General features: G+C 35.5%; 27 protein-coding genes. 2 read left to right on the top strand and 25 right to left on the bottom strand.

The window, feature by feature from the left end:
• Positions 1 to 26 precede the first annotated feature (26 nt).
• From NMG63_RS04460 to NMG63_RS04435, 6 genes are all read right to left on the bottom strand, one after another.
• A complete protein-coding gene (locus tag NMG63_RS04460; protein WP_003773567.1) occupies positions 27 to 197 on the bottom strand; it encodes a Flp family type IVb pilin in 171 nt (56 codons plus the stop codon).
• 23 nt (positions 198 to 220) lie between these two features.
• The gene (locus tag NMG63_RS04455; protein WP_003773565.1) at positions 221 to 394 is read right to left on the bottom strand and encodes a Flp family type IVb pilin; all 174 of its coding nucleotides are present in this window, start codon (positions 392 to 394) and stop codon (positions 221 to 223) included.
• 9 nt (positions 395 to 403) lie between these two features.
• A complete protein-coding gene (locus NMG63_RS04450; protein ID WP_254006464.1) occupies positions 404 to 1,099 on the bottom strand; it encodes a prepilin peptidase in 696 nt (231 codons plus the stop codon).
• 200 nt (positions 1,100 to 1,299) lie between these two features.
• Positions 1,300 to 3,702 (bottom strand): AraC family transcriptional regulator, encoded by a 2,403-nt coding sequence (locus NMG63_RS04445; protein ID WP_123171498.1) that lies wholly within the window; start codon positions 3,700 to 3,702, stop codon positions 1,300 to 1,302.
• Between the two features lie 285 nt (positions 3,703 to 3,987).
• A complete protein-coding gene (locus NMG63_RS04440) occupies positions 3,988 to 5,043 on the bottom strand; it encodes a VanZ family protein (RefSeq protein WP_254006463.1) in 1,056 nt (351 codons plus the stop codon).
• A gap of 39 nt (positions 5,044 to 5,082) precedes the next feature.
• Positions 5,083 to 5,628: a hypothetical protein gene (locus NMG63_RS04435; RefSeq protein ID WP_254006462.1), complete on the bottom strand. Its 546-nt coding sequence runs from the start codon at positions 5,626 to 5,628 to the stop codon at positions 5,083 to 5,085.
• 182 nt (positions 5,629 to 5,810) lie between these two features.
• On the opposite strand from NMG63_RS04435, the gene NMG63_RS04430 reads away from it, so the two are divergent.
• Positions 5,811 to 7,346 (top strand): ABC-F family ATP-binding cassette domain-containing protein, encoded by a 1,536-nt coding sequence (locus NMG63_RS04430; protein WP_254006461.1) that lies wholly within the window; start codon positions 5,811 to 5,813, stop codon positions 7,344 to 7,346.
• Between the two features lie 21 nt (positions 7,347 to 7,367).
• On the opposite strand, the gene NMG63_RS04425 is transcribed toward NMG63_RS04430, so the two are convergent.
• The 8 genes from NMG63_RS04425 to NMG63_RS04390 all read right to left on the bottom strand — a co-directional run bounded on the left by NMG63_RS04425 (position 7,368) and on the right by NMG63_RS04390 (position 13,926).
• The gene (locus NMG63_RS04425; protein ID WP_254006460.1) at positions 7,368 to 8,027 is read right to left on the bottom strand and encodes a GntR family transcriptional regulator; all 660 of its coding nucleotides are present in this window, start codon (positions 8,025 to 8,027) and stop codon (positions 7,368 to 7,370) included.
• Positions 8,028 to 8,081: 54 nt separating this feature from the next.
• Positions 8,082 to 9,170, bottom strand: a complete 1,089-nt coding sequence (locus NMG63_RS04420; RefSeq protein WP_254006459.1) for a DUF871 domain-containing protein — start codon at positions 9,168 to 9,170, stop codon at positions 8,082 to 8,084.
• 14 nt (positions 9,171 to 9,184) lie between these two features.
• The gene (locus tag NMG63_RS04415) at positions 9,185 to 9,634 is read right to left on the bottom strand and encodes a DUF3284 domain-containing protein (protein WP_254006458.1); all 450 of its coding nucleotides are present in this window, start codon (positions 9,632 to 9,634) and stop codon (positions 9,185 to 9,187) included.
• Positions 9,634 to 9,783 (bottom strand): hypothetical protein, encoded by a 150-nt coding sequence (locus NMG63_RS04410; RefSeq protein WP_254006457.1) that lies wholly within the window; start codon positions 9,781 to 9,783, stop codon positions 9,634 to 9,636. Before NMG63_RS04410 ends, NMG63_RS04415 begins: the two co-directional genes overlap by 1 nt.
• A 58-nt stretch (positions 9,784 to 9,841) precedes the next feature.
• Positions 9,842 to 11,164 carry a PTS sugar transporter subunit IIC gene (locus NMG63_RS04405; RefSeq protein WP_254006456.1) on the bottom strand — a complete coding sequence of 441 codons (1,323 nt, stop codon included), beginning with the start codon at positions 11,162 to 11,164 and terminating at the stop codon, positions 9,842 to 9,844.
• A gap of 182 nt (positions 11,165 to 11,346) precedes the next feature.
• A complete protein-coding gene (locus NMG63_RS04400) occupies positions 11,347 to 12,015 on the bottom strand; it encodes a P-II family nitrogen regulator (RefSeq protein ID WP_254006455.1) in 669 nt (222 codons plus the stop codon).
• Positions 12,016 to 12,018: 3 nt separating this feature from the next.
• Positions 12,019 to 13,491, bottom strand: coding sequence for a DUF1538 domain-containing protein (locus tag NMG63_RS04395; RefSeq protein WP_254006454.1), 1,473 nt, complete (start codon positions 13,489 to 13,491; stop codon positions 12,019 to 12,021).
• A 105-nt stretch (positions 13,492 to 13,596) separates the two neighbouring features.
• A complete protein-coding gene (locus tag NMG63_RS04390) occupies positions 13,597 to 13,926 on the bottom strand; it encodes a hypothetical protein (protein WP_254006453.1) in 330 nt (109 codons plus the stop codon).
• Positions 13,927 to 14,109: 183 nt separating this feature from the next.
• Here NMG63_RS04390 and NMG63_RS04385 point away from each other — a divergent pair, with 183 nt between their 5' ends.
• Positions 14,110 to 14,301 carry a helix-turn-helix transcriptional regulator gene (locus tag NMG63_RS04385; protein WP_254006452.1) on the top strand — a complete coding sequence of 64 codons (192 nt, stop codon included), beginning with the start codon at positions 14,110 to 14,112 and terminating at the stop codon, positions 14,299 to 14,301.
• 51 nt (positions 14,302 to 14,352) lie between these two features.
• Here the strand turns inward: NMG63_RS04385 and NMG63_RS04380 are convergent, their stop codons facing one another.
• From NMG63_RS04380 to NMG63_RS04330, 11 genes are all read right to left on the bottom strand, one after another.
• Entirely contained in the window at positions 14,353 to 14,511 is a 159-nt protein-coding gene (locus tag NMG63_RS04380; RefSeq protein WP_254006451.1) for a glycine zipper domain-containing protein, read from the bottom strand.
• A gap of 12 nt (positions 14,512 to 14,523) precedes the next feature.
• Positions 14,524 to 16,062, bottom strand: a complete 1,539-nt coding sequence (locus NMG63_RS04375) for a putative ABC exporter domain-containing protein (protein ID WP_254006450.1) — start codon at positions 16,060 to 16,062, stop codon at positions 14,524 to 14,526.
• 3 nt (positions 16,063 to 16,065) lie between these two features.
• Positions 16,066 to 16,758 carry an ABC transporter ATP-binding protein gene (locus NMG63_RS04370; RefSeq protein ID WP_254006449.1) on the bottom strand — a complete coding sequence of 231 codons (693 nt, stop codon included), beginning with the start codon at positions 16,756 to 16,758 and terminating at the stop codon, positions 16,066 to 16,068.
• 107 nt (positions 16,759 to 16,865) lie between these two features.
• On the bottom strand, positions 16,866 to 17,594 hold the full coding sequence (locus NMG63_RS04365) for a LytR/AlgR family response regulator transcription factor (RefSeq protein ID WP_254006448.1): 729 nt from the start codon (positions 17,592 to 17,594) through the stop codon (positions 16,866 to 16,868).
• A 1-nt stretch (position 17,595) separates the two neighbouring features.
• A complete protein-coding gene (locus tag NMG63_RS04360) occupies positions 17,596 to 19,413 on the bottom strand; it encodes a GHKL domain-containing protein (RefSeq protein ID WP_254006447.1) in 1,818 nt (605 codons plus the stop codon).
• 58 nt (positions 19,414 to 19,471) lie between these two features.
• Positions 19,472 to 19,723, bottom strand: coding sequence for a penicillinase repressor (locus NMG63_RS04355; RefSeq protein ID WP_254006446.1), 252 nt, complete (start codon positions 19,721 to 19,723; stop codon positions 19,472 to 19,474).
• The gene (locus tag NMG63_RS04350; RefSeq protein WP_254006445.1) at positions 19,716 to 20,615 is read right to left on the bottom strand and encodes a diacylglycerol/lipid kinase family protein; all 900 of its coding nucleotides are present in this window, start codon (positions 20,613 to 20,615) and stop codon (positions 19,716 to 19,718) included. Before NMG63_RS04350 ends, NMG63_RS04355 begins: the two co-directional genes overlap by 8 nt.
• A gap of 150 nt (positions 20,616 to 20,765) precedes the next feature.
• Positions 20,766 to 21,620, bottom strand: coding sequence for a DegV family protein (locus tag NMG63_RS04345; protein WP_254006444.1), 855 nt, complete (start codon positions 21,618 to 21,620; stop codon positions 20,766 to 20,768).
• Between the two features lie 151 nt (positions 21,621 to 21,771).
• Positions 21,772 to 22,740, bottom strand: coding sequence for a nucleoid-associated protein (locus NMG63_RS04340; RefSeq protein WP_254006443.1), 969 nt, complete (start codon positions 22,738 to 22,740; stop codon positions 21,772 to 21,774).
• Positions 22,741 to 22,828: 88 nt separating this feature from the next.
• Positions 22,829 to 23,149, bottom strand: coding sequence for an acriflavin resistance protein (locus NMG63_RS04335; protein ID WP_254006442.1), 321 nt, complete (start codon positions 23,147 to 23,149; stop codon positions 22,829 to 22,831).
• A gap of 99 nt (positions 23,150 to 23,248) precedes the next feature.
• Complete coding sequence (locus NMG63_RS04330) at positions 23,249 to 24,541, bottom strand: AraC family transcriptional regulator (RefSeq protein ID WP_254006441.1); 1,293 nt, start codon at positions 24,539 to 24,541, stop codon at positions 23,249 to 23,251.
• Positions 24,542 to 24,569 lie beyond the last annotated feature (28 nt).

The following is a 24,569-nucleotide window of genomic DNA, read 5'->3' as shown; positions in this document are numbered from 1 at the left end:
TAACAATTTATAAATGCGTGTTAAGACTAAGCGCCTTTACCTGCTTGTAATTCTTTACCTACGTTTTCGAAGATTCCTTTTAGGTTTGTACCTAAAGTCTTCATAACAACGATAACTACTACTGAAACAAGAACTAAGATAAGACCGTATTCAACCATACCTTGTCCTGATTCTTCATTGAATAAAAAGTTTTTCATAATTTTCTCCTCATTTTTCTTCCCTAATTAATTTTAGGGACTAGATCAGCGACTGTTTCAAACATTGTTTTAACATAACCACTCCCGATAGATTTGAGCACCACTACTGTAACTACTGAAACCAATACGAGAATGAGTCCGTATTCAACCATGCCTTGTCCAGACTCCTCGTCCATAAATTCATTTACGGTTATCATAACTATCTCCTAACATCCTAACAGAACACTGCAAATCAACATACTGATGACTGGGTAATACAGCGCGAATAAAGCACCGCCCATTAATTGTGTACACATGGGGAATGTACTACCGATGTACATCGTTTTGGTGTAAAAACCGATAACAATGTAAATTAACAAGCAAAGTACGATACCTATTAGAAATGTTAAGATATTAGGTAATCCCAACATAAATGATAATGCAATTGCAAGCTTTATATCGCCTGCTCCCACACCGAGACTTCCAGAGAATGCTTTTGTCAAGAAGGCTGTAGCAAAGAACAGTATACCTGTTAATAGCATTGCTATAAGTCCAGTTGACAATCCATGAAATCCATTTGTTACAAACTGATATATTACACCAATGACAAGGACACAAAGGACCATCTCATTTGGAATAATTCGAATGCGTTGATCGATTCGAATACCATAAACCGCTAAGAAAGCAATTACAGAAATAACAGTTGCTTCAAACAATCCGAATGATGTATATGCAACTAAAGTAGCTGCACCGACATAAATGCCATTCATCAATGCGTCATGCGCATCTTCTGGACGAAAGACCTTATAGATCTTATTATTACGTTTTTGTTTCCAAGCTACAGTATCTTTCACAAATCTTGAAATGTTGTATCCTAGTGTAAAAAATAAAGCAGTTAGAACCATATAAACAATAATATTCACTATAGAATCTCCTCATCACCGACATAGATAGTATATGATGATATGACCTCTGTATCTACCAATATTTTGACGTGAATTTCACAAAATTTTAACCGTTTACCCATCCTTGTTGTGCACTTCGCATTATTTGTCATACCAATTGTAATTAATTGTATTAGATGTGATAGATATAAAAAAGATACCGTAATTTGGTATCTTTTTTATATCTTATTTAACTTAATGAGACTAATATTCAACAAACTCTGATTGAATGCGTAATCTAATTCACCATCGATTTCCAAATATTTAACCTTCATTCGTGGATTTGATTGCTGGCGGATGTAATCACGCTCTTCTGGAGTCAGATTTGACATTCCGGTATCTTCAATCCAGTTCTGACAGAAATATGCATTTTTATAATCTAAATAGCGTTCCGTCATTTTGTAACGGCCACTAATGCTTTCAATTTTAAAATTAACCTTACGCTCATACTCTGAACCACTGTTACGATCTTTAGAGTCTACACGACGATACGATTCGTAATAGTTGGAATATACAATAATTGCATAATCATGATGATTCCGGGTCACGATATAACCCTCACCATAATCAACGACAGTACTAAACAATTCTTGAAGAAATTTAAGGACATAAAATGGCATCCGTTCAACACCAAGATAGTTATAGAAACTTGAATAAGACATCGGCATCAGTTGATGCTGCGACTTACCTAATATATTCCAAGATGAAAAGTAGAAGTCACCTAAACTTAGCTGAAGCAGAATTGGAAGAAAGAGTAGATTATAGAATGGATTATCAAATGCATCATTCCAACGATAATCATCTTCAACCGTATAGTTGAATGAAGCTGCCACAATATGTCTTCCTAAGCGATCCGCAGGTAAACTAATACGGATTGCATGATTAATCTCACGAATATCATTAAGAATTTTCGGTAGTAATTGATCACTTCCAAAATCATTGTTTGTGAAATTGAGGTCACATGTATAGAATGCTGGTTCGATATTCATTTCCGCAATCATCTCAAGATACTCTTGATGAATATCTCGTGTATCGTTTTCAAAAGAACCAAGGTACAAGCCCCAACGCACTTTTTCCTGATCAAACTTTTCTTGAAGGACTTTTACGAAAGAATGAATGCATTCTTTAAACATTGGTCTTCTTGATTGATCACTGACCGCATCGTTAATGGTTGGAAAGTATAATTCATAACCCCACTCACGAAGTTTAGAATTACTAATGATTAATGATGCCTCATCCAATGCTTTCTGCATCCCAACTACAGCATGATTGATTTCATTTAAACTCGCACCTTCTTGTAATAACGCATTAAAGCTTACAAAATCAAGTCTCAATACTGGAATAATATCAAATTCAGAAAATACTGTGAAGATATTATAAATTTCAAATGACGAGAAATCACGCAAGGCACCAGATTTTGTTTGCAATTTAAAGACACCGTCTAAAAACGCAAGTTTAATTTTAACTGTTTTAAATTTAAATTGCCCCAGTGTTTCCCGTAATTCCGCAATACTTAAGAAATCACGATCGACCACACAATCCAAATCAACCACAACACCCCACGCATTCCGGAAGTGTCCTTTAATAAAGTTTGGATTGATTCGAGCTTCAAGTGCTTTAATAGGCTCATTTTCGAGTTGACTTGGGCCTTTTGTACCCACTTCCAAGAAATAACGTACTTTAGAATCTGCAGCATAAGGATATTCTAAGGATGCGATATGTTCCGTTGTATACTGTTTTCTAAATTGTGTTGGTGATAAACCAAAAACTTTTTGGAAATCTCTTCCTAATGCTTTAATATCTAAAAAGCCACAATGATTTGAAATCTCTGTCATTGTTAAGTCTGTGTTGATTAAACAGTCAACAGCATAATTAATGCGATTCACCCTAAAGTATTCACTTACATTAACGCCGGTGATCTTTTTAAACATTCTCGATAGATATGCGCCACTCACATTATACTCGTCCGCAAGTCCCTCTAACGTTATTTTCTCATTTTTCGCATCTGCATACTTTTCTGTAATATCTATTACGATGGATTCAATGGAATCAGTACTTATAATGGATCGTTTTTGATTCATAACAAAGAGTTTTATAGAATCCACAACTTCTTTAACAGCATGATAACTTTCTTCAAATGTTACTTCACCTGCATCTTTTTGGCCATACAGATGACGAATGGATTCAATAAGACGTACTTTATTTCGCTGGTCTTTAAGTGTACTATCGATACTTACCTTTGGCGATAAGTTAAAATGTTCCTCTGCAAACGATGAATCAATCTGTGCTACGAGAAGTAAATTATCCCGACTGTTTGCATAAAAACAATGAGCTCGATTCGGTTCAAGAATATAAACATCACCTTCATTGAGATTTAAATACGAACCATTTACGCGAAGTCCAATCATGCCCTTTACGACATAGATCACTTCAAACGCTTTATTCGCCTCAAATTCCTTGCCGTCAATTTGTTTTAAAAATGTCCGGTACGGTAAATTTCTTCTAACAACAACAATTCCATTATTCATAGCAATTCCTGCGAGCGAGCAGGATTCAGATTTTTTGATATGTATAGTATTCATGGTATGGTTCTCCCTTGCACATTGTCATCAAAAAGAATCATAGAGGATTCATTTAGAATCGTACGATTATCTTTTTCTTTGATAAGCATTACCCATACTTATTAAAATCAAAGATTGTTTTTTTTGTTTATATCTTTTTCTTTATCGAATACAACATGTATAATTTAACACATTTCAACAAAATTTCACATAGGTTTTGCACATTTGGTAGATTTATACGCAGAATATGTCTATTTTGTCCACTTTTTCGTACAAATACGCAAAAAAAAAGAAGGGTTTCCTTCTTTATGGATTTGTAATCTTCGCTTCACCAACCTTGCGTGCTGTCGCAATCTTGGATTCAGTTATGAAATAGAAGTGATCACCACCACGCTCTAAATCCCAAAGGATTGAAAATAAACGCACATCGCCTACTTCTTGATGAGCATCTAAATGAATTCGACCTACCTCGTATTTTCCAAACGAATAATCAAGGAACAATACCTTTTGTTTTAACTCAATCGTCGGATTATCATCATGAATCCCTTCAAAATCATCTCGTTTCAATTTCATTGATCCTTCCATCGATACCGAATGGGGATCAAAGGAGTAATACTTGCGATTCGATTTCCCATTTGAAATCATATTCCGCATGTTTAAGCGATACGTGATTGAATCATTTGCAGACACCTCTAAATAAATGCTCGACATCATAAAAATAAACAGCAGTAAAACAGACATGACACCAAACCCTTTTCGTTGCAACCAATGATCTTCTTTCCGATCTAAATATACCAGAACATGACGGACTGCGTGATAATACAAACAATAACCCATGAATCCCCCAAATGTATTTGTAATTAAATCGGTGACATCAAAATGCCATAATATAACACCAAAAGAAAGCGTCAATAACAATTCAGCACATTCAATCAGGAGCGAAATCATAAAGGTTGCAAGTACCGTCTTTTCTACCTTACGAAAACGTTTAAAAAACATTGGTAGAAACACGCCCATTGGAACCATCATTAATACATTTAGCAATGGCTCTTTGAGATTTTTGAGACTGAATCCATTTCGAAACGGAATCAAATTATAATAATCAATGGATGCATTTTCAAGAGAAAAATGAATGGCTGCATTCTGTACTTCTTTTTGATTTAAAGGAAGCGGAAATAATGTAAGATCCATAACTTTTCCAAGATACAAAATAAAAAGAAGACCTAAAATTTTGTTTTTGATTGTTGTTTTGCGATATCTCACTAAAAAAATCATCGCGATAAGAATATAAACGATGATGCCTGAATTGATGGATACCCCTTGAGTATTGTTTATGATAGGACTTAAATAACGTTCAAACATGTAAAACTCCATTCTATATCTAAATTTTACATGATTCCCCTATTCTTGTCGAGAATTCTCAAGATTAATATGTTTAATTTCATCAATCGGCATTGTTTTCACAAATTTAATCGGTTTTTCGGTTTTGAAAATCTCATCATCATGATAAATAACCCGTGTTCGAACCTCCATAACCCCATTTTCCCCTTGTACTGGATCGATCATATCAAACGATTTTGGATCAACATACATCGTTTTAAACGGAATCTCAACATTTTCAACCATTACTTCCGAGGTCACAACCTTACATGAGGCATATACCGCTATATCATCTGTAACCATAATTTTATTTTGTGGATTTGATTTAGAATCAAGAATCCATCCCTTAAACAAGACTTCTTGGTCGGGTTCATACAAATTATGTGCCGGGAGTACAAACTCAGTATTTTTACGTACAACATAGATTGTCTGGGTAGTCCGTTGAAACGGAACAGTATCAGACTTTAATACCAATACGGCGTAATGCATCTTAAATCCCTGATACGAAACAACAACAACTAAAACAAGACTCACAAATACATTTATGTGTTTTCTATTTTTATTCATAATAAAATCCCCCCTATAACGTATCATAGAAAATAGGATATTTATTCGTTTCGCCGTATTAGATAAAACCATTCCTAATTTGTACAAATCTTAATTATTCAAAACAACTATGTTATAATAAGCAATATATTTTAAATGAAGGATGTTATAGCTTAAACCTTCATCACGAAAGAAGGTTTAGAATGCCCTATCTTGAAATTAAGAATTTAACGCACACATTTGTGGAGCGACAACTCTATAGTAATGCAGAGTTTCTCTTACATAAGGGAGACCATATCGGTCTTGTTGGCTTAAATGGAGCCGGTAAAAGTACATTAATACGCTTTATGACTGGTGATTTATCTCCCGATTTCGGAACTGTAGTTTGGCAAGATAAGCTGAATGTTGCATTTATGGATCAATATGTCAGCGTTGACCCTACCCTTACTATTCACGGTTACCTTTCCACAACCTACAAAGAATTGTTTGATTTAGAGACACGCATGAATGCTTATTACTTAGAATCAATTGAGAATGAGGATGCACTTCGCAAAGCTTCAAACATTCAAGAACGTCTTTTACAGGCGGATTTTTATACAATAGAAACAGAAATTCAAAAAGTAATTCAAGGACTTGGATTACATCTCCTAGGATCTGACACAAAAATTGAGCACTTATCCGGTGGGCAACGTGCAAAAGTAATCTTAGGAAAGTTATTACTCTCCGATGCAGACGTATTATTGCTTGATGAGCCAACAAACTTCCTCGATGTTGATCATATTGAATGGCTTGCGAATTATTTGAATGCTTATGCGAAGAGTTTTATCGTTGTTTCCCATGATGATTCTTTTATCAATCGTGTCGCAAATGTCATCGTCGATATCGATTTTCAAAAAATAACACGTTATAACGGAAACTATGACGCCTTTTTAAAACAAAAAGAACATAACCGCATGGAACAACTCAGTCTTTATTCCAAACAACAAAATTATATTGATAAAACAGAGGCTTTTATTCGTAAAAATAAAGCAGGTGGTAATGCAAAGATGGCACGAGGACGTCAGAAACAATTAAATCGTCTTGATCGTGTCCACGCGCCCTTAGCTCACGCAAAACAAAACTATGCTTTCAAAACACTTTCTCAAGCTGACGTTCGAGTTCTTGAAACACTTGAACTTGCAATCGGTTATGATTCGGTTCTAATTGATGGCTTTAATATGAAAATTTATGGCGGAGAACGCTTTGCGATTACAGGTTTTAATGGTATTGGTAAATCAACGCTCATCAAAACAATCATGGGCCAACTTAAACCTTTAGATGGTAGCATCTATTTAAATGATGATTTAAAAATCGGTTACTTTGAACAAAGCCTTAATTGGAGTGACGACACTTTAACGCCCTTGCAAATCGTGAGTCAAACTTATCCAAAGTTTTCTCAGGGCGAAGTGCGTAAGACCCTTGCCTCAGTCGGCATGAAAGAAGAACATTGGAGTCGTAGCATCAAGACATTAAGTGGTGGTGAACAAACCAAGGTAAAACTATGCTTGTTGATGAATCGTTATACAAATATGCTCGTACTCGATGAACCAACCAACCATCTTGATATCGAAAGTAAGGATGCCTTGAAATACGCCTTACAATCTTATACAGGCACAATTATTCTTGTTTCCCATGAAGCTAGCTTCTATGAAGATTGGATTGATAAGATAATCAGTATAGAAAAACAGAAAAAAACTTAGACTATTGTGTCTAAGTTTTTTTTAATCTGTAATTTCAATTGATCGATAAATAGGATGATTAAAACTCTTAATGTAAACAAGTGGGCTTCCATCATTTTTATAAATAATAGATTCAATGGATAAAATCGGGCTTTCGAGCTTGATTCCTAAAAGATTCGCATATTTAATTGGAACAAGCATTGGAATCACCGTAAAGGACGCACTACCACGATTGAAGAATGCATTAAAATTCTCTAGTTTTGGTAAATCGTTGAACGCATCATCAGACAATTGATTCCGAGCGATATAAACTTCTTCAAGAGCAATATTAATATTATTTTTGGATAAGATGCGAATAAACCGTACCACTGAAGTATCCTGAGAAATATTTAATTTTGAACTCACGTCTTCACCACAAGAAGCCTTTACATCAAAATATAAAATTGTATGTTTATCAAACTCTGGTGTTAGTAATGAATTCTTCTTGATTAATCGCTTGTCCGATACAAACGTACCACGGTTGGCATCGCGATAAAGGTATCCTTCATCAACCAATTCATTAATTGCTTTTCGTACGGTCATACGACTTGCCTGAAAGTGATCGGTAAAATCACGTTCACTGGGAATTGAGGCGTTTGGTTCCATGATTTCAATCATTGTTATGATTTTATCTTTAATTTGCTGATAAAGTGGAATCTTCATCCCTACACCTCCAATATATACCTATTATAAAATAATATTAAAAACAATCAACGATTATTTGATGAATGCGAATGGACGCCATGGTTTGATGTAATCAAGCAACATCATTTCCATATCAGGAATTTGCCCAATTTTATTTTTATTTCCATCATTTGGCATCGCTTCAAGAACAATATGCAATTCCCCTTTATAACGGCCATATGCATCATTTAAAACAACAACATCGCCCCGTTTTAAGTCAACCGTATTCTTAGGTGGAATTGATGCTTCCGCATACGTAACCCTCGGCATCGTTGAGCGTGCCATATAAGAGCTCATATCACCACGAACAAAGTGATAATGTTCATAAACTATTTTAGACTCAACATCTGAAAGCTCAACCTCTAAGTCGATTTTAAACTGTAACTTGCCCAGTTCGATGCTTGCACATGAGGCTAATTCTTCATTCGATGCATAAGCATTACCAATTATAATATCATCAATCATTTCGGTCGCAATTAACTCCCGAATTTGCACATCAATTGGTAAATCACGATGATGTTCCAGTGTACACAAGCCTTCATAAACAGGCCATGGACCGAAAGTATCCTCATTTTGACTTGATACAAATGCAGCACTTTGAAGTCCTAGTTTTCGAATCTTCTGATTACAATAATCAAAATGTTCCTTACTTAGTCCCGTATATCGTTGCGGATAAAAATTATGGCATGTGATTAAAGCATTTTTATTTGGATAATACGTCATGACATTTTCAATATAATCATTTCCCTGACTTGAGTTTAATTCAATCTTTAAATTATATGGATTAAAGGTCATTTGACTTTCTAATGAACCATTAAACCCTTCATCAAGTCTAATACCATCTACACCAATTTCATTAAAAAAAGAAAGATCTGTATGCGTAATATTAAATGCCTTAAATACTGCAGGTGCCACATCGACAATAACTTCCATGCCTCTTTGGTGAGCAGCATCCGTAAGCAAACGATAATCACGAATGAGTTGATCTTTATGATCAAAATCAGATTGAAGTAAACTCATAAAAATACGTTTAAAACCACAGTCTGCTGCTTGATTCAAGTACGCAATATCCTTTTCCTTTGTGGAATTTTCTGGATATATCGATATTCCTAAACGTGCCATAATATGCTCCTTCTCTATTTCTTCGTTGTTCGTTCTCGCAAAATACCTTCAATTTGATCTAATAATAGGTTAATACGTTTCAAACTGCCTTTACGATAAAATCGCTCCATCAGTTTAAAATTCAACATCTTTCGTTTTTTATGCGAGTGATAGGATTCCATGTACTTTAATTGAAATTCTGAATTATCAATTGCTTCAAGATGATACTCAAGAATATTAATGCCTTGGGCACTTTCAAAACGCACTTTATACACTTCGGGTCGTTTAATTTCTAAAATCGTCACAGTAACGATTCCAGAATTACCCATACGGCCTCTCAACTGTTTATCATAGCGAAACCCTTCTCGGATTTCATCTTCATTTATTGATTGACCGGTACTTGATAAGATATCCATGCACAGCGATTCAATCAATAAATCAAAACATTGATCCGGTGTTCCACTGATCGTTCGATAAACTTCCATCATTCTCTCCCCTTTCGATAAAATAAACCAAGTGCAATCACAATGAGTGTGATTCCTAAAAGAAAAATCCCACTACCTTGGTCTACTGTACTTGATAATAGAACCAAAAGCGTTCCAAATGCGAAAATAAAAACAAGCCACTGTTTCATAACTACCTCCACTAAAACAAATATTAGGAGCAAGGATGCCCCTAATATTTCGATACCATTATTCTTGTGTTTCAGTATAATCAATTTTATTAGCAACTAAAACGAATACCGCCCAAATTGCAGTACCAATGACAAGATTAATCAAAGCAAGCAAGGCCGCTGAGAATGAGAAGCCTGTCGCCATCCAAGCATAAAGGATGGGTGGCATTACCCATGGTACTTCAAGGAATACTGGTGGTACAATTCCTGCTGATGTAGAAAGATATGCAATCGTAACGAGAATTGTTGGTACTAAAATCCAAGGAATTAAATAAATTGGATTTAAAACAATCGGTAATCCGAAAATTACAGGTTCATTGATATTAAACAGTCCCATCGGAGCACTCAATTTCGCAACAGCACGATTTTCTTCGCGTTTTGAGAAAATAAGCAATGCGATAATGAGGCCGAGTGTACATCCTGCTCCACCCATCCATGCAAATGCATCAAATGATCCACGTGTCCATAAATAAGGTAAATTTTCAGCCGATAACGCTGCATTATAAGCATTCGTATTTGCTGTTAAAGCAACCTTATAAACACCATCAAGTGCAGGTGCTAATACGTTGGTACCATGAAGACCAAAGAACCAGAACACTGAAACAGACATCGTAACAAAGATAACCGATCCAAGTCCTTGGGAAACATTAAGGAAAGGCATCTGAACATACTTAAGTATAAGATCACCAACCGAAGCATCAAAGAATGTTGATGTAAGGTATGCAAGTGTACCTACTGTATATAAAGCAACACATCCTGGAATGATTGATGCGAAGGCACGTGAAACTGCTGGAGGCACTTGATCTGGCAATTTAATCGTAATGTTTTTATTCATTAGTTTTGCATAGATGATGGTTGCGATAAAGCCAACAATTAGAGCTGTAAATAAACCCTTCGCATCCATATAACCAATTCCGATAAATCCCCATCCAACAACAGGTTCTGCTAAGCCTGCTACATCAATTGATGCTACTTGAGGCGTAACGACAATAAATGATGCAAGTGAAATCAATCCACCCGCTAAAGGATCAACATCATAAGCTTTTGATAATTGATAACCGATTGCAAATGCAAACACTAAAGCTAAAATCGCAAGCGTACCAAACCAAATGTTTCCATTAATACCAATAAGCCAACTGAAAGCATCGGTAATACCATCCGCCCCAAACTTAGCGGGTAAATCACGTACAAGTGCGTTTAATAGAACCGCAACAGAACCCGCCATTGTAATCGGCATAATGCTGATAAAAGCGTCACGAATCGCAACTAAATGCTTTTGCGAACCAATTTTAATTGCAATTGGGACGAAATGCTCTTCCATCCATGAAGTTAATTTCTCCATATATATCTTCTCCTTTACTACGTATTATACCGGTATTTCGAGTGGTATATACCATGTAGCTAATCTTAATATAACACAGTCATCACCAGATGCAAGCGTTATCATAAGAGTTTCACAAAAATCACACGAATTCCAATGGACAATAAAACATAAAAAAACAGGTTGATGAAACCTGTTTAAAGTTATTCTTGACCTAAAAGACCCAATGTTCGCGATGTTTCAATAACGAAGATGACACCATGTCCAGGTTTATCAATTTCGAATGTCGCATTAAGCGCTTCGACGATGGATGATGTCATTTCCATTTCCGATAAAATTAAAATAATTTCTTTCTCTGGTTCAATATCCATATTGAATAATTTTTCATGCTCATGCGTTCCAGACCCACGTGCATGAATAATGGTTCCACCTGTTGCTCCATGTTTTTTTGCAACATGCATGACATCTTGCGCTAGACCATCATCAACAATAATAAAAATAGCATCTGTACCCATATGTCGTTCACCTTCCTTTAGCGTTTTAACATGACCCGGTAATTTTTGAATCCCTAAGACTCCTTTTAAGGGAACTGAAAAAACTACACCTGTATCCGGTTTTTTAAATTGAGTATGTTTTTGTATGCGTTCGTAGAAGTCTGTTTCAAAAACCTCCGGCATAATTGTAATGCATACTTCCTTACGACGTTCTTCAATACCGAGCATATTAAGAAGGCGATCTCTTACACATCCTCTACCTTGAAAAACAGTCCCACCTGTAGCACCCACTTGTCGGGAAATTGAAAGTATATGCGAACCGTGTTCACGTTCAACAATTGAGCAAACCATTATAAGATTTGATAATTCGAAAGGCATCCTCTAACCTCCTCTTTTTTTAGTTTTTAAGGCATATAAGAATCCTAAAATTTGAATTGCAATAATTGGCATCATTGCAATCATCGCAATAACACCAAAGCCATCCGTCATTACATTCGCAGTCGGTATTGCTGATGCAGCACCTTGAGCAAACGCTAATACAAAGGTTGCTGTCATGGGGCCCGATGCTACCCCACCGGAATCATATGCAATTCCCACAAAAATATTAGGAACCTTGAACGATAGAACCGTAGCCAACATAAATCCCGGCAGTAGTAAATGCCATAGTTTTAAATGCTCTGATGTAATGCGTAGCATGGACAACATCACTGCAAACGCTATTCCTATTGATAGTGTAACCAGAATTGATTTTTTCTTAATATGGCCAGAAGTTACATCTTCAACTTGTTCGGTCAGTACATATACCGCCGGTTCAGCCAACACAACCACCATACCCATTAAAAAACCTACAACTAACAGCAGAGAGCGATTTGGGATTAAAGCAACACCTTCTCCTAAAATACGACCTGCATCCATAAATCCTGCTTGAACGCCTGTCATAAAAATGGAAAGACCAAAGAAAGTATAGAACAGTCCTTTAAAAATCTTATCTCTTCGAAAACGTGTCAGTTTGAACTTCCACATATCAAAGGCAATAAACAAAATTGTGAGTGGTAACAATGAAAGCAAGGACTCTTTCAACATTGTAGGCAATATCCGAATAAAAGGCAAGAGAATCCCTTGTGATTCCAGAATCACGGCACTCTCTCCTTCAATACCACCAAGTCCTCTAACTAAGCTTAGGATCATAACCATAAATATAGGACCTGCAGATGCCAGTCCAACCATCCCAAAACTGTCCTCCTCCGCATGCTTTCCACCTTTAAGTTGAGACACCCCATACCCTAAAGCAAGAATAAACGGTGTTGTCATTGCACCGGTTGTAGCACCCGAGGCATCAACAGAAATTGCGAGAAACTCTTCGGATACAAAAACACCTAATACCATAATTCCAAAATAAGTAACAGCAAAAAGTTTATTGAGAGGTTTATTAAACAAAATTCTCAAAAGACCGATCGCTACCATTATGCCTACACCTACCGAAACAACACTTACAATTAATGTTGCGGATAAGGTACCCCCAGAAGCCACATTCACTTCATTCGCAAGAATTTGTAAGTCTGGCTCCGCAAAGGTAATTAAAAAACCAAGAACTAGACCTAGCACCGCAACAATACTCACTTTATTCGTTCGCGCAATCGATTTCCCCATAAGCGTTCCGATTGGTACAATCCCCAGTTCTGCACCAAATAAAAAAATGCCCAAACCGATGATTACAAATAATCCCCCAATGAGAAATCGTACCAATACATCTGTTTCAAGTGGTACTAGAAAAAAATGCATTAAGAGTACTAAAACTGTAATGGGCAATACTGAAAAAGATACCTCTTTAAATTTACTTAATAAGATATTCAAATAACCCCTCCTAACTTACTGTTTTAAATATAACATGAATGTACGTTCATAATGAGTTTATGTGTAATATCACATAAAAAAAATCTAACCGAAGTTAGATTTCTACTAATATTGATCAATACGATGCTTTGCCTCTGATAGCGACATTCCCGTTTTCTCAACGAGCATTTTTATCGCTAAGATTTTCTTACCTGATAAAACGAGATGACGAATTTCTTCCTCAGTAGTTTCACTTACGCGAATCGAATTGCTTGGTTTGGCTTTACTTCCAAACTTCACCTCATGGTGATGTACCTCTGCTTCTGTATAAGGTCGTGATTTTCGTTCAGCCTCAAATACATCATACTCAGTTGTACGTTCTTGAATACGCGCAATACTTAAACCAATTATAAGTACAACCAGAATAATAATTAACGTTACAAGTACTTGTTCCATAATAATCACCTTCTTTCTCATATCATATCCTATATGTGCTTTTTTTAAAACAAATAGTAGTAAAAACAATGTTTTTTTAAGCTTTTACTCACAATTAAAGAACTTTTTGCTATACTATAACCAACTAATCATAGGTTAAGGGGATACTAAGATTAACTCATCATATCGGAAAGGTACGATGAAATGAAAAATAAAATTAAAGAAAAACGTAAAGCACTAAAATTAACACAACAAGAACTTGCAGATCAAACCGGTGTAACCCGGCAAACGATCTTGGCTGTAGAGCACAATAAGTATGTGCCATCATTACAACTTGCTTTCAATATTGCGAAAGCGCTCAAGACTGACTTACAAGATATATTTATTGATGAGTAGTCCCCAGATCATATATTAGTTAACAGGCAAATGCCTGTTTTTTTTTATACATCAATCATCCATTGAATCTAAATAACTTCCGACACAAACTCCAACACTGCATCCTAAACCCAAACCAAGTACGAGCTTATCAAAGATAAGACCGATAACCAAGCCAACACCAACACCAATTGGAATCCATGTTGCTAATGCATTTTTTTCATGTTTCATATTGTCCCCTCCTTAAAACTCAGTTCCTCTGAGCATCGGTGCCACCCAGACAAATCCTGCCCCAGCTATTGCATAAGCAAGTGCACTCACAGTTAAACCTAGAGCCATTGCATTTGCTTCAATATCGACACTTAAAAGGCCGGCAGTCGCAAATACGACTACAATGGGTAATACACATAGAATCATCCGTAGAAGCATATCCACGATTTGGTTGTGACGAGACTTCATTATGCGAATGGTTAAAATTGATGATACGTTAATTAAAGCAACATAACTTGATACGAATACAAGTGCTACCAACGCTTCGCCAAGATTTGCACGAGCCATCCCAATAGAGACTAAAGTAAAGAATAAAGCAATCCCCAGTGATTTAAGAAATGGTAGTTTAATTGTATTAAATAGTTTACGTAATGGTGAATCCGGAATGAGGTACAAATGATATTGTTTTAAATCATCCGTTAATGTATCAATATTTGCTTGATTAAATAACGCAATAATAATAAACATGATGTATCCTTGAATCGGCATCTTCATAAAAAAACCCATAATAAGGTAGATAATATAGATTAAAACATCTTTTAGACCGATCATGCGTCTTTGTTTTTTTAGTAAGAGTACATTCTTATTATGTATAGCACGAGCACCAATACCATATTTTACTTCAACCTGTTTGATATCATCTGTATTGATTTCTTGCTTACCTGATTTTGCACGGGCATAGAATTCTGAAAAATCTTCAGCATCAAGCATTGCTTGTTCGAAGAAGTCTCCCTTTGTATTCGCAAAAACATAGATTGCAATAACATGGAATAAGACCATTAAGCCAAAGCCCAGTAAAACTTGAACTATGTTTTGACTTACAAATCCAACAAGACCCAGTTTAGCCCATCCAAATAAAGGTATCCAGAAAAAGGAATCTTGGGTTACAAAAGCCATTAAAGATGCCATGACATCAAAACCATTTTGGTAAAATTGAGTTCCAAAAATTAATAAAGCACACACGATTAATAATCCCAAAAGAATGCGTGGTCCTTTACTCTTAGTTTTTTGAATAATGCCTTTAAGATAAAACCACTCCATAATCAATGAAAACGCACTTATCAAGAGTGTATTCATAAAAAATGTGATCAAGACAAGCTGAATTGGCATTGCAAAATGCAAACTAAACTGGAAAGCACTTAGGAATGACGCTAATAATGCGAGCAGCATGCTTCCCCAAATGTTTTCAAAAGGTAAAAGACTTAAGATTTGTTTTCGATTAAAGGGTCCGATGAACATAAAATACGAATCTTCAAGAAAGAATAGACTTTGATGTTTTGAGAGCACCATAGAAAGCATGAAAAAGGCAGAAATCCCTAAAACAATCATAATATATGCTTGCATGAGTTCCGGTGCCATAATTGCTTTTCCTTCATGTCTAAACATTGGGATAAACATTGAACCGTAAAGTAAAAGTGCTCCTAAAGTAAAAAGTGCGGAAGTAGGCTTACTCAATATATTTCTTATTTTCGCAAACCGTTTTAGTAATGATAGTTTAAGCAGTATTACCATCTTCTATATCTCCTTACCGACTTCAAAATAAATCTCTTTAAGACTCTTATCTTTAATATCTTTTCGCAATACTTCACAAATAACGTGACCATTTTTCATAATATAAGCACGATCCCAAACTTCACTAACAATATCAATTACATGAGTACTCAATAGAACACTGGTACCTTTATCTTTTAGGTCTGTAAGTAGTTTAAGAGTATCTTCAATGCTTTGAGGATCAAGTCCCATCATCGGTTCATCGACTAAAATCGCCTTAGGTTCCGTAATGAGTGCAAGAATCATTGAGAGTTTTTGACGCATCCCTTTTGATAACTCTTTCGCAATCGTATCCCGTTTGGAATCAAGTCGGAATAAATCTAAATATTCCGTCGCGAGCACTTCATAATTCTTAACGTCATAAGCATGACCGATAAAATCAATATGTTCTTGTACGGTAAGTAGATCGTAAAGAACCGGTACTTCGGGTATATATCCAAAACGTTTTTTGGCTTCTACACTGTGATTATCATAACCACAAATTGAAATCTCCCCTTCATAATCTAATAAACCAATTATAGATTTGATGGTTGTGGACTTTCCAGCACCATTTTCACCTAATAAAACTGTGATTTCCCCCGGATTTGCAATTAACGAAACATTATTTGCAGCTGTTTTATTTCCGTATTTCTTTGTCATATTCTTAACATTAATCATATTCAATCTCCTTTGAATAATTAAAGATTATCATGAATCATTTGAAATCTTCTTTAAACGACCTAAACGACCCAATTTCTTGGCTTAATGACAAAAAAAAGAAGGCTTTAGCCTTCTAGCGTTTTACGCCCCTTTCGAGACATAGGAATAATTTCACCGTTATCCAGTTCAATTTCGGACTTGCCACGGTCAATTCGTTTAATCCGTTTTTCATTCACAACATAAGATCGGTGCACTCGTACAAAGGTCTTACCCAAATCGATATCAATTTTGGATAGATTTCCAACAAAATCTAAAATATCACGATCTGCATGAATAATGATTCGATGTTTCTCTTGAGATGTTTCAAAATAAAGGATCTCGCTGACTGGAATATGATAAAGATCATCAAATATTTTAACCGTATAATATTCACCAATTTCCATTTGTTCCTTAATGACACGATCGATGGTCTCATCAATACAATGTCGAATACGCTCATCCACTTGGTTCATATCATCTTTGAGAATATAGTCCATTGCTTCAAGACGCATTCTAAATGTTTCCAACAACAATTCATCATGTGTCGTAATAAAGACAAGATAGCCACGAGGATCGCGTTCTCGAATTATTTTAGCCAATTCAAAACCACTCATCGCATTGGGCCCTAAATCGACATCAAGAAAATATAAACCCCGAACATTTTCCAAAGCACCTATTTCTAATATAGACTCTGGATTATCTGTTGCGCACAAAATCTTCATATCATAATTTTGTATCACAATATGTTTATCAATTACATCTTGTATGTGTTCACGAATTATTGTTTCATCTTCTAATATATATACAGGTATCATTTTAATTCTCCACTCTGAGTTCTTGTTTAAATTTATCATTTGTGCATGAGGTATGTCCTACAGCATTACGATATTTATTCAAAATACTTCGATAACTTTGTAAACCTAGGCCTCTTCCACTCCCTTTTGAACTGTAATCAGGATTAAAGATTTTGTTGATTGCAATGGGTTCATGAATTGTGTTTTCTACCACAACTTTAAGGTATGTATCTTCTTGATAAAGAAGTACGTTAATGTAACCTGTGGGATGTCCTTCTACCGCTTCAATCGCATTATCGATTAAAATACCAATTGCCCGGATAAAATCATTGGAGTGCATCGAGATTGTCTGAATCGGATTCATACATTCAAAGACATAATCAATTTTTTTGCCCTGCATTTCGATGAATTTCCCTAGGAGCAAACTCTTAATCTCCATGATTTCGATATTCGCAAGCTGAGCCGTTTGTTTTACTTCCTTCTCAAGTTGGTGATCAATCGCCAATGTATTGGTTCTTAGGTACTCTCTACCGCCATCCAAGCCACTGGCTTCAATTTGATATGCAAGTTGATTAAACGTATCACGGTAAATCTTTTGGCTTTGTCTCACGCCTTCTTGGAGCTTAAAAAGCGAATTAAGATAATAATTTTGCTCAGCAATATAAGAATTGGTGGCATCAATACGTTTCGATACCGATTCAAACGAAAGAAAAACAACACTCACAATCGCTAAACAAGAAAGAACTAGAATCAGATGAATGCGATTGGCTTCAAGATATTGATAAATACCTAAATTTTTTCCGGAAACCTCCAAGAGCACAATACCACCAATGACAAGAAACATTGAAATCCCCAAACCCAAACGCAGTTCATAAAGCGTGTTGAGAATTACCTCAACAAAACCAGTATCATTTGGTGTATGGGTAATTTGAATAGGTTCTGGATGGTCAACATGATCCATATAACGTTCGGTTTGGTCGAGGATACGTTGAACCGTCTCATCCCCTTCATCAAAAGCAAGATAAATACTAGAAAACAAATTCTTAAAGTCATGTCGCAACATCCGCACTTCTTGAGTTAATCGTTCTAAGGAGTGAGCCTGTTGAACCTGTTGGAGGTAATGAACACGTTGTGTGTGTAAGATCAAGCGTTGATGTTCTAAAACGGAAATTACTAAGATGATGAGAATTACTTCAAACACAACAATAACACCTAAAACAAAAGATGCGTTGCTGTAACTTTTGGTGCCATAAACATAGATGATACGAAACACATCCTTAATACACCAAAACGCAAAGGTTACTAATAAGGCTTTTCGACGTGAAGTAAACAATTTTGAAAAATAATCACTAAAATTTGAGATGCGAAATAGGATCGAGATTAGAAAGGCAACACACGCGGTGAGTACATACCCACCTAAAACGGTATACGAAATTAAGTTTGGAAATGGTATCAAAATTTGATATAGAATCGTAGTCACAACGGTAAATAGACTTCCTGTGATAAAGTAACTGAATAAACTTGAAGACAAAGCATGGAGGTAGCTTATGTGAGCATCACGCGCCAGAATGATCGATAAAACAAGAGCTTGTATCGCAAATACCGGACCTTCCACTAAATACAATAGATTTCGGTTCATAAGACTCGATACTAATCCAGGAGTGAATTCTAAGATATAATTATTGAGAACTTGAATGAGAATAAAAATTCCAAGAAACTTAAATAACGTTTGTTTACGATGCCTTAAAACAATCATTTCTCGATTTAGAAAAAACCAAGATAGTCCATAAAAAAACGATATCGAAATCGCAACGATTGTAATCATTAAGAAATATGACATGATACCTCCTGACAAACATTTTTGTACTTTAATATCTAACAATATGAAATTGAGACTGTTATCGTTTGAACTTAAACCCACGTTTGATGGAACAGCTGCGTTCATGTTGAGAACGCAATACATTACGTTCATAAAGGAAAGGTGTCACAAGACGTTGAAAACTCTTTGAGCGAACATGAACATCATCCCAATCAATTTCATCATACAAACTACCCGCAAGCGCTTTTGCTTGCTTCGGACTTAAAATCGATTGAATCTCAATCGCCTCTGTTAGTTTATCCAAACGAAATTGTTCCAATTGGCTAATCATGTGTTGTGACTCCTTTATAATCCATAAGATTTAAAATCTCTTTATGATTCGTTGCTTTAAACGAACTCATATCTCCTGCAAACTCACCATCAATATTCATAGACATTACCGTATCCGACTGAATCTCTACTTCTGTACACTGACGGATCACAAACATTTCATTATCATATTCACGACTCATCATTCCTTTAAGAATTTGACGTATCTGTGAAACATTTCGTGGTTTCCGTATCAACATCACCTCAAAAAGACCATCTGATAATTCAATCTCATTTTCATCATAATGAAAGATGCCCCCCACAGATTTCGAATTCGTGATGCCTCCAAATACAAAACTACCCGAAAACGACGTGTCATCAATTCGAACTTTCAAACCATATGCATGAATGCGTCGAAACGTTAAAAAACCATAAATTAAATAAGCGCGATAACCCAACCAATTTTTCAAGTTCTGCGGTGTTTTATATGTAACCTCTGTAAAGTTTCCAAACGTGAGTGCAAAGGTAAAACAATCCGTTTCATTTAAAACGCCCAGATCAACTGGTCTTTCAGTTAAGTTTTCAAGATTGCTTAGAATATCAGTAATATGGGCGACATTCCCTAAATTTTTCGCAATCTCATTCGCAGTCCCAATAGGTAAAATAATAAGCGGCTTACGTATTTTGTGATTGTATAATCCCTGAACCATTTGGCTTACCGTACCATCACCACCTGCAATAATATAACCTTCATAGTTGTGATCAACTTCATCCATAATTTCTACAGGACCATAATTAAGATCTGTTAGAAATAAGTCAAAACGAATCTTACTTTGATTTAAGCAATGAATGAATTCATTCAATTCGTTTGGTTGCGATAACCCCGCTTTTGGATTATAAATAAACAAATACATAGCATCACCTCTTTTGTAAATATTATACCACATGATATCAACTGTAAGGATAATCAAACCGAATTCACGACAAATTTAAGATCGTCGGTTTCAAGTCTGATTCAAAAAAAAACCTTAGCGGTATGGCTAAAGGTTTAATGGAACTTTAATTTATATTTTATAACACCATTGCAATGCAAGTGTTCCAATACCTGCATGTGTTGCGACAGCAGCTGGTAGATTGACTATTTTAATGGTAAAAGGACCTAAAGATTCCGTTAGAAAATCTTGGAATCGTTTTAATGTGTCCAATCCTTCACTGTGAAGAAGATAAATATCATGGGTTTCCGGTTTCACTTCGTGATGTATTAAGTCATTCACAAGTAATGAAAAAATTCTACGTTCAGAACGTGCAACACCTAACTTTTCAATCGACTGACCTTTATTCTCCAAATACAAAACAGGTTTAATTTTCAATAAACTCGCCACTTTTGCGGCAGTCTTCGAAACACGACCACTTGCAATCACTTGATCAAGTGTTTGAGGATAGATATATGAAATTTGATTAGAGAAAAAATGATCTAAATAAACTTCAATCTGTTCCACACTGTAATCTGCTTCATTCATTTTACGAATCGCAGCAACAGCTTGTTGAACTGGGCCCGTGATGGAATGGGTATTGATTACAGACATGTTCTCAATTTTGAGATCTTGTTTCACCATTTCCATTGAACTGTAAGTACCGGATAAAGCAGTCCCGATGCTTAATGCAAAGATATGATCATAACCTTCAGACATAACTTTTTCAAATAATTCGTAAATCGTCCCAAGGTTGGGTTGAGACGTCTTTACAACTTCGTGATTGCGTAACAAATCATTTACTTGATTTTCAGTTATTGTGACTTGGTCAATATATACCGTATTATTATGGATAATGGTCAATGGTGCAATATAGACGCCAAACTTTTCAATTTCAGCTTGAGTAAATGACACCGATGAATCACATATTATGGCTATTTTTTTCATAATACCCCTCCGTTATAGATAGAGTATATCGAAGTGAATGCACCGTGTCAAAGTATATTTGACATAAAACACAATTATCTGAAATTTCACTCAATTGAGTTGTAAATCCGGCTCTATAATGAACCTATAACATGCTTGTTCATTATAGTAATTAGAGAATTTTCCCAATATCTTTAAGTTCAATCGATACTTGACCATTGATATCCGTAGATATATTAACAACATCACTTATATCCAAAATATCAAGTGGTAAGATTATTTCAATTCCGGACTCAGTAACAATACGATGTTTCTTGGCAGCTTGGGTACGGTTTACCATTTTTAGATTAATCATGTCTTGAACATGTTCTTGTTCGAAGGTAGTGTCAATTAAACGTTCTTCCTCTTCAGAAAACGTATCAAACACTTCTTTTAAGATTTGTTTTGGTTCAATTTCATCGAAAAAGTCAACATTATCCGTAATTACTTGTTTCGCCTTTACAATATTTTCGAAATGAGAATCTTCGCGTACTTCCGATATCGTCCCTACAAGTGTATCCACAACTTGGAAACTTGTTTTAGAATTCGCAATAATCTCGCAATCTAAAATCGTCTCTAAAAGTTCGCGATAACGAATATCATGAAATTTTACTAAAGTTTCCCCGGTTGTCAGGTTAACCATAAAAGCGTTTTTAACACTCGCAAACGTTTCTGGAAGGATTGCTTGATTATGAACTAAAGCATTTTCCAATCCATGTTCATTTTGAGTAATTTTAATATAGCCATTTTTACTCAAGACCTCAAACATCGCTAATGAAACAAAATCGCCCATGTCAACCATCGCAAATAATAGATTTGAACTTTCGACTGTCATGGTCGCAATATGATGATCAAACCATTGCTTTGCAAGTTTCTGAGTTTCTTCAATAAAATTAATTGGGGTTCCGATTAAACTTAAAAATGGACTTCCTAAATTAAGCTTTGCTTTAGAAGCGGTTGGACTAGACTGAAATGCTTTCGCTAACTTTGCAATAAAAGGTTCCACATCTTTCGATGTATTAAAATTTAAGGGTTTTTCTGATAGAATCATTGATTGTAAATCTCGATCTAAAGAATGTATTACTCCTTTATCAATATTCATAATTACCTCCATGATGATACCTAACTAATATAACAAAAAACAACATGGAAAGCATGTTGTTTTAGGTAAATTTAATGTTAATTCTTGATTAGATGCGTTCTTGTTTTTGTTTGATATAACAAATTGAACCGATAGCTACAACTACCAAGACACTTGTGTATAAAACAATATAAGTCCAAGGCTCTACTCGTGCCTGAATGAACTCTTCACTCAAAATCGGTGCCTTGTGTTCTGAACTTTGTAACAACTCCACATATTTATCTTGATAAGACCCATCTGCATTGATCGTTGGTCGTTCAATTGAATTAACACGTATTTGTGGTCGTTTCTCTTCTTCTTTTGCTGGAATCGATCCAAACGCAAGAATTGACACAGTTAATGATACTGCAATTATCGTAGGTTTAAACATCCAATGCCTCATTTCTTCTCTTATAATTTATCACAATAAGTTCACATTATTCAATGATATTCGAAGAAAAGAGAAAAAGACTGTCTTTGGACAGTCTTTTTAAGAAATCGTTGCTCGGATAAATTCTGCAGGATCTTCAACCGCACTTGTTGGCATCGTTACCGACTTGCGGAAAATTCCTGGCGTCATGTTCTTTTGTTTCACAAAATTTCGATGAAATGTCTTACTGTTATTATACCCTACCGCGATGCCAATATCGACAATTGCCAAATCGGTTGATAAGAGTAATTCACACGACTTATTGATCCTAAGATAATTCAAGAAGTCTTCAAAGTTCATTTCTACTTGGAAAAGCAGAATGAGATTAAGTTCTACCAGTGGAATGTTGAACTTATCCGCAACTTCTTGTATTTTTAAGTTTTCTTTGTAGTTGTTATACATATAATTTAACACCTGATACGAAAGACTTAATTCTTTATCATTTATAACTTGATGAATATTCCGGTAAATTTTACGATATTCATTTGGCGTTGTACCGATGCGTTCATTATATACTTTTGATAAGTGCGACGCATCCGCAAACCCTGTTAATTCCGCAATTTCACTCAGTGACATTCCTGTATAAATCAGTAAGTCTAACGACTTCACAATACGCATCTCATTAAGTAACGCCGTAAAGGACAAGCCTGTCACATCATAAATATACTTACTAATTGCAGATTCACTCATATAAAAAAATCCGGATAGTTTAGAAAGTGTTAATTTTTCACTTAAATGTGAATATAAATATTTGAAAATCTTATAGCGATGATCGAGTTCAATTTCTTGATTCGACTTCATCTTACATTCCTTCTTATTCGCAAAACGTTGGAAATGAATTACAAGCTCAATAAGTTTATTGGTGACATAAAGTTTTGATAAACTTTGTTCCTCAGGAATATCGAGGTTCGATTCAACACCGACCTCATCACGAATCTCATCTAACACTTTCAAAATAACATCAGCTTCTTTTGAAGTACATTGAATCACGTGATTTTTTTCTAGAGGTCCTGTCACTGCAATCATATCATTACTTGGATTCGCCCCACACTTCATTGCTTGAGAAATGTAATCGATATTATAGATTATGCGTACGAATTGGAGGGGCCTGGCCACGCTCTCAATTTCTGTGATTTCCCAAGGAAGAATTGCGATAAGAGAATTTTCTCTAATAGGATAACTTATACCGTCAATCAAAATCGTTCCCTCACCTTTTTTAATAAAGAGAAAGCGTGACGCTTGATGAATGATCGGATAGGTTGGTAAGTCAATAAATTCCATGTCAAAACTGCAGAGCTTTCGCTTATCATATCGAGAGCAGTTTTTACCTTGTATTTCAGTTACAAAGTCCATGAAATATACCCCCTTTCACACTTCTTGA

The sequence above is a fragment of the Erysipelothrix amsterdamensis genome (genome assembly GCF_940143175.1).
GTDB lineage: Bacteria > Bacillota_I > Bacilli_A > Erysipelotrichales > Erysipelotrichaceae > Erysipelothrix > Erysipelothrix amsterdamensis.
This window is presented reverse-complemented; position numbering and strand designations above follow the sequence as displayed.

Excerpts from the sequence above, each read along its gene's own strand:
- NMG63_RS04410 (WP_254006457.1), bottom strand. The coding sequence starts at position 9,783 with ATGAAACAGTGGCTTGTTTTTATTTTCGCATTTGGAACGCTTTTGGTT.
- NMG63_RS04420 (WP_254006459.1), bottom strand. The coding sequence starts at position 9,170 with ATGGCACGTTTAGGAATATCGATATATCCAGAAAATTCCACAAAGGAA.
- NMG63_RS04340 (WP_254006443.1), bottom strand. The coding sequence starts at position 22,740 with ATGAATATTGATAAAGGAGTAATACATTCTTTAGATCGAGATTTACAA.
- NMG63_RS04330 (WP_254006441.1), bottom strand. The coding sequence starts at position 24,541 with ATGGACTTTGTAACTGAAATACAAGGTAAAAACTGCTCTCGATATGAT.
- NMG63_RS04345 (WP_254006444.1), bottom strand. The coding sequence starts at position 21,620 with ATGAAAAAAATAGCCATAATATGTGATTCATCGGTGTCATTTACTCAA.
- NMG63_RS04460 (WP_003773567.1), bottom strand. The coding sequence starts at position 197 with ATGAAAAACTTTTTATTCAATGAAGAATCAGGACAAGGTATGGTTGAA.
- NMG63_RS04360 (WP_254006447.1), bottom strand. The coding sequence starts at position 19,413 with ATGTCATATTTCTTAATGATTACAATCGTTGCGATTTCGATATCGTTT.
- NMG63_RS04390 (WP_254006453.1), bottom strand. The coding sequence starts at position 13,926 with ATGGAACAAGTACTTGTAACGTTAATTATTATTCTGGTTGTACTTATA.
- NMG63_RS04335 (WP_254006442.1), bottom strand. The coding sequence starts at position 23,149 with ATGTTTAAACCTACGATAATTGCAGTATCATTAACTGTGTCAATTCTT.
- NMG63_RS04425 (WP_254006460.1), bottom strand. The coding sequence starts at position 8,027 with ATGAAGATTCCACTTTATCAGCAAATTAAAGATAAAATCATAACAATG.
- NMG63_RS04445 (WP_123171498.1), bottom strand. The coding sequence starts at position 3,702 with ATGAATACTATACATATCAAAAAATCTGAATCCTGCTCGCTCGCAGGA.
- NMG63_RS04370 (WP_254006449.1), bottom strand. The coding sequence starts at position 16,758 with ATGATTAATGTTAAGAATATGACAAAGAAATACGGAAATAAAACAGCT.
- NMG63_RS04400 (WP_254006455.1), bottom strand. The coding sequence starts at position 12,015 with ATGCCTTTCGAATTATCAAATCTTATAATGGTTTGCTCAATTGTTGAA.
- NMG63_RS04385 (WP_254006452.1), top strand. The coding sequence starts at position 14,110 with ATGAAAAATAAAATTAAAGAAAAACGTAAAGCACTAAAATTAACACAA.
- NMG63_RS04380 (WP_254006451.1), bottom strand. The coding sequence starts at position 14,511 with ATGAAACATGAAAAAAATGCATTAGCAACATGGATTCCAATTGGTGTT.
- NMG63_RS04350 (WP_254006445.1), bottom strand. The coding sequence starts at position 20,615 with ATGTATTTGTTTATTTATAATCCAAAAGCGGGGTTATCGCAACCAAAC.
- NMG63_RS04440 (WP_254006463.1), bottom strand. The coding sequence starts at position 5,043 with ATGTTTGAACGTTATTTAAGTCCTATCATAAACAATACTCAAGGGGTA.
- NMG63_RS04365 (WP_254006448.1), bottom strand. The coding sequence starts at position 17,594 with ATGATACCTGTATATATATTAGAAGATGAAACAATAATTCGTGAACAC.
- NMG63_RS04405 (WP_254006456.1), bottom strand. The coding sequence starts at position 11,164 with ATGGAGAAATTAACTTCATGGATGGAAGAGCATTTCGTCCCAATTGCA.
- NMG63_RS04455 (WP_003773565.1), bottom strand. The coding sequence starts at position 394 with ATGATAACCGTAAATGAATTTATGGACGAGGAGTCTGGACAAGGCATG.
- NMG63_RS04355 (WP_254006446.1), bottom strand. The coding sequence starts at position 19,723 with ATGATTAGCCAATTGGAACAATTTCGTTTGGATAAACTAACAGAGGCG.
- NMG63_RS04435 (WP_254006462.1), bottom strand. The coding sequence starts at position 5,628 with ATGAATAAAAATAGAAAACACATAAATGTATTTGTGAGTCTTGTTTTA.
- NMG63_RS04375 (WP_254006450.1), bottom strand. The coding sequence starts at position 16,062 with ATGGTAATACTGCTTAAACTATCATTACTAAAACGGTTTGCGAAAATA.
- NMG63_RS04430 (WP_254006461.1), top strand. The coding sequence starts at position 5,811 with ATGCCCTATCTTGAAATTAAGAATTTAACGCACACATTTGTGGAGCGA.
- NMG63_RS04415 (WP_254006458.1), bottom strand. The coding sequence starts at position 9,634 with ATGGAAGTTTATCGAACGATCAGTGGAACACCGGATCAATGTTTTGAT.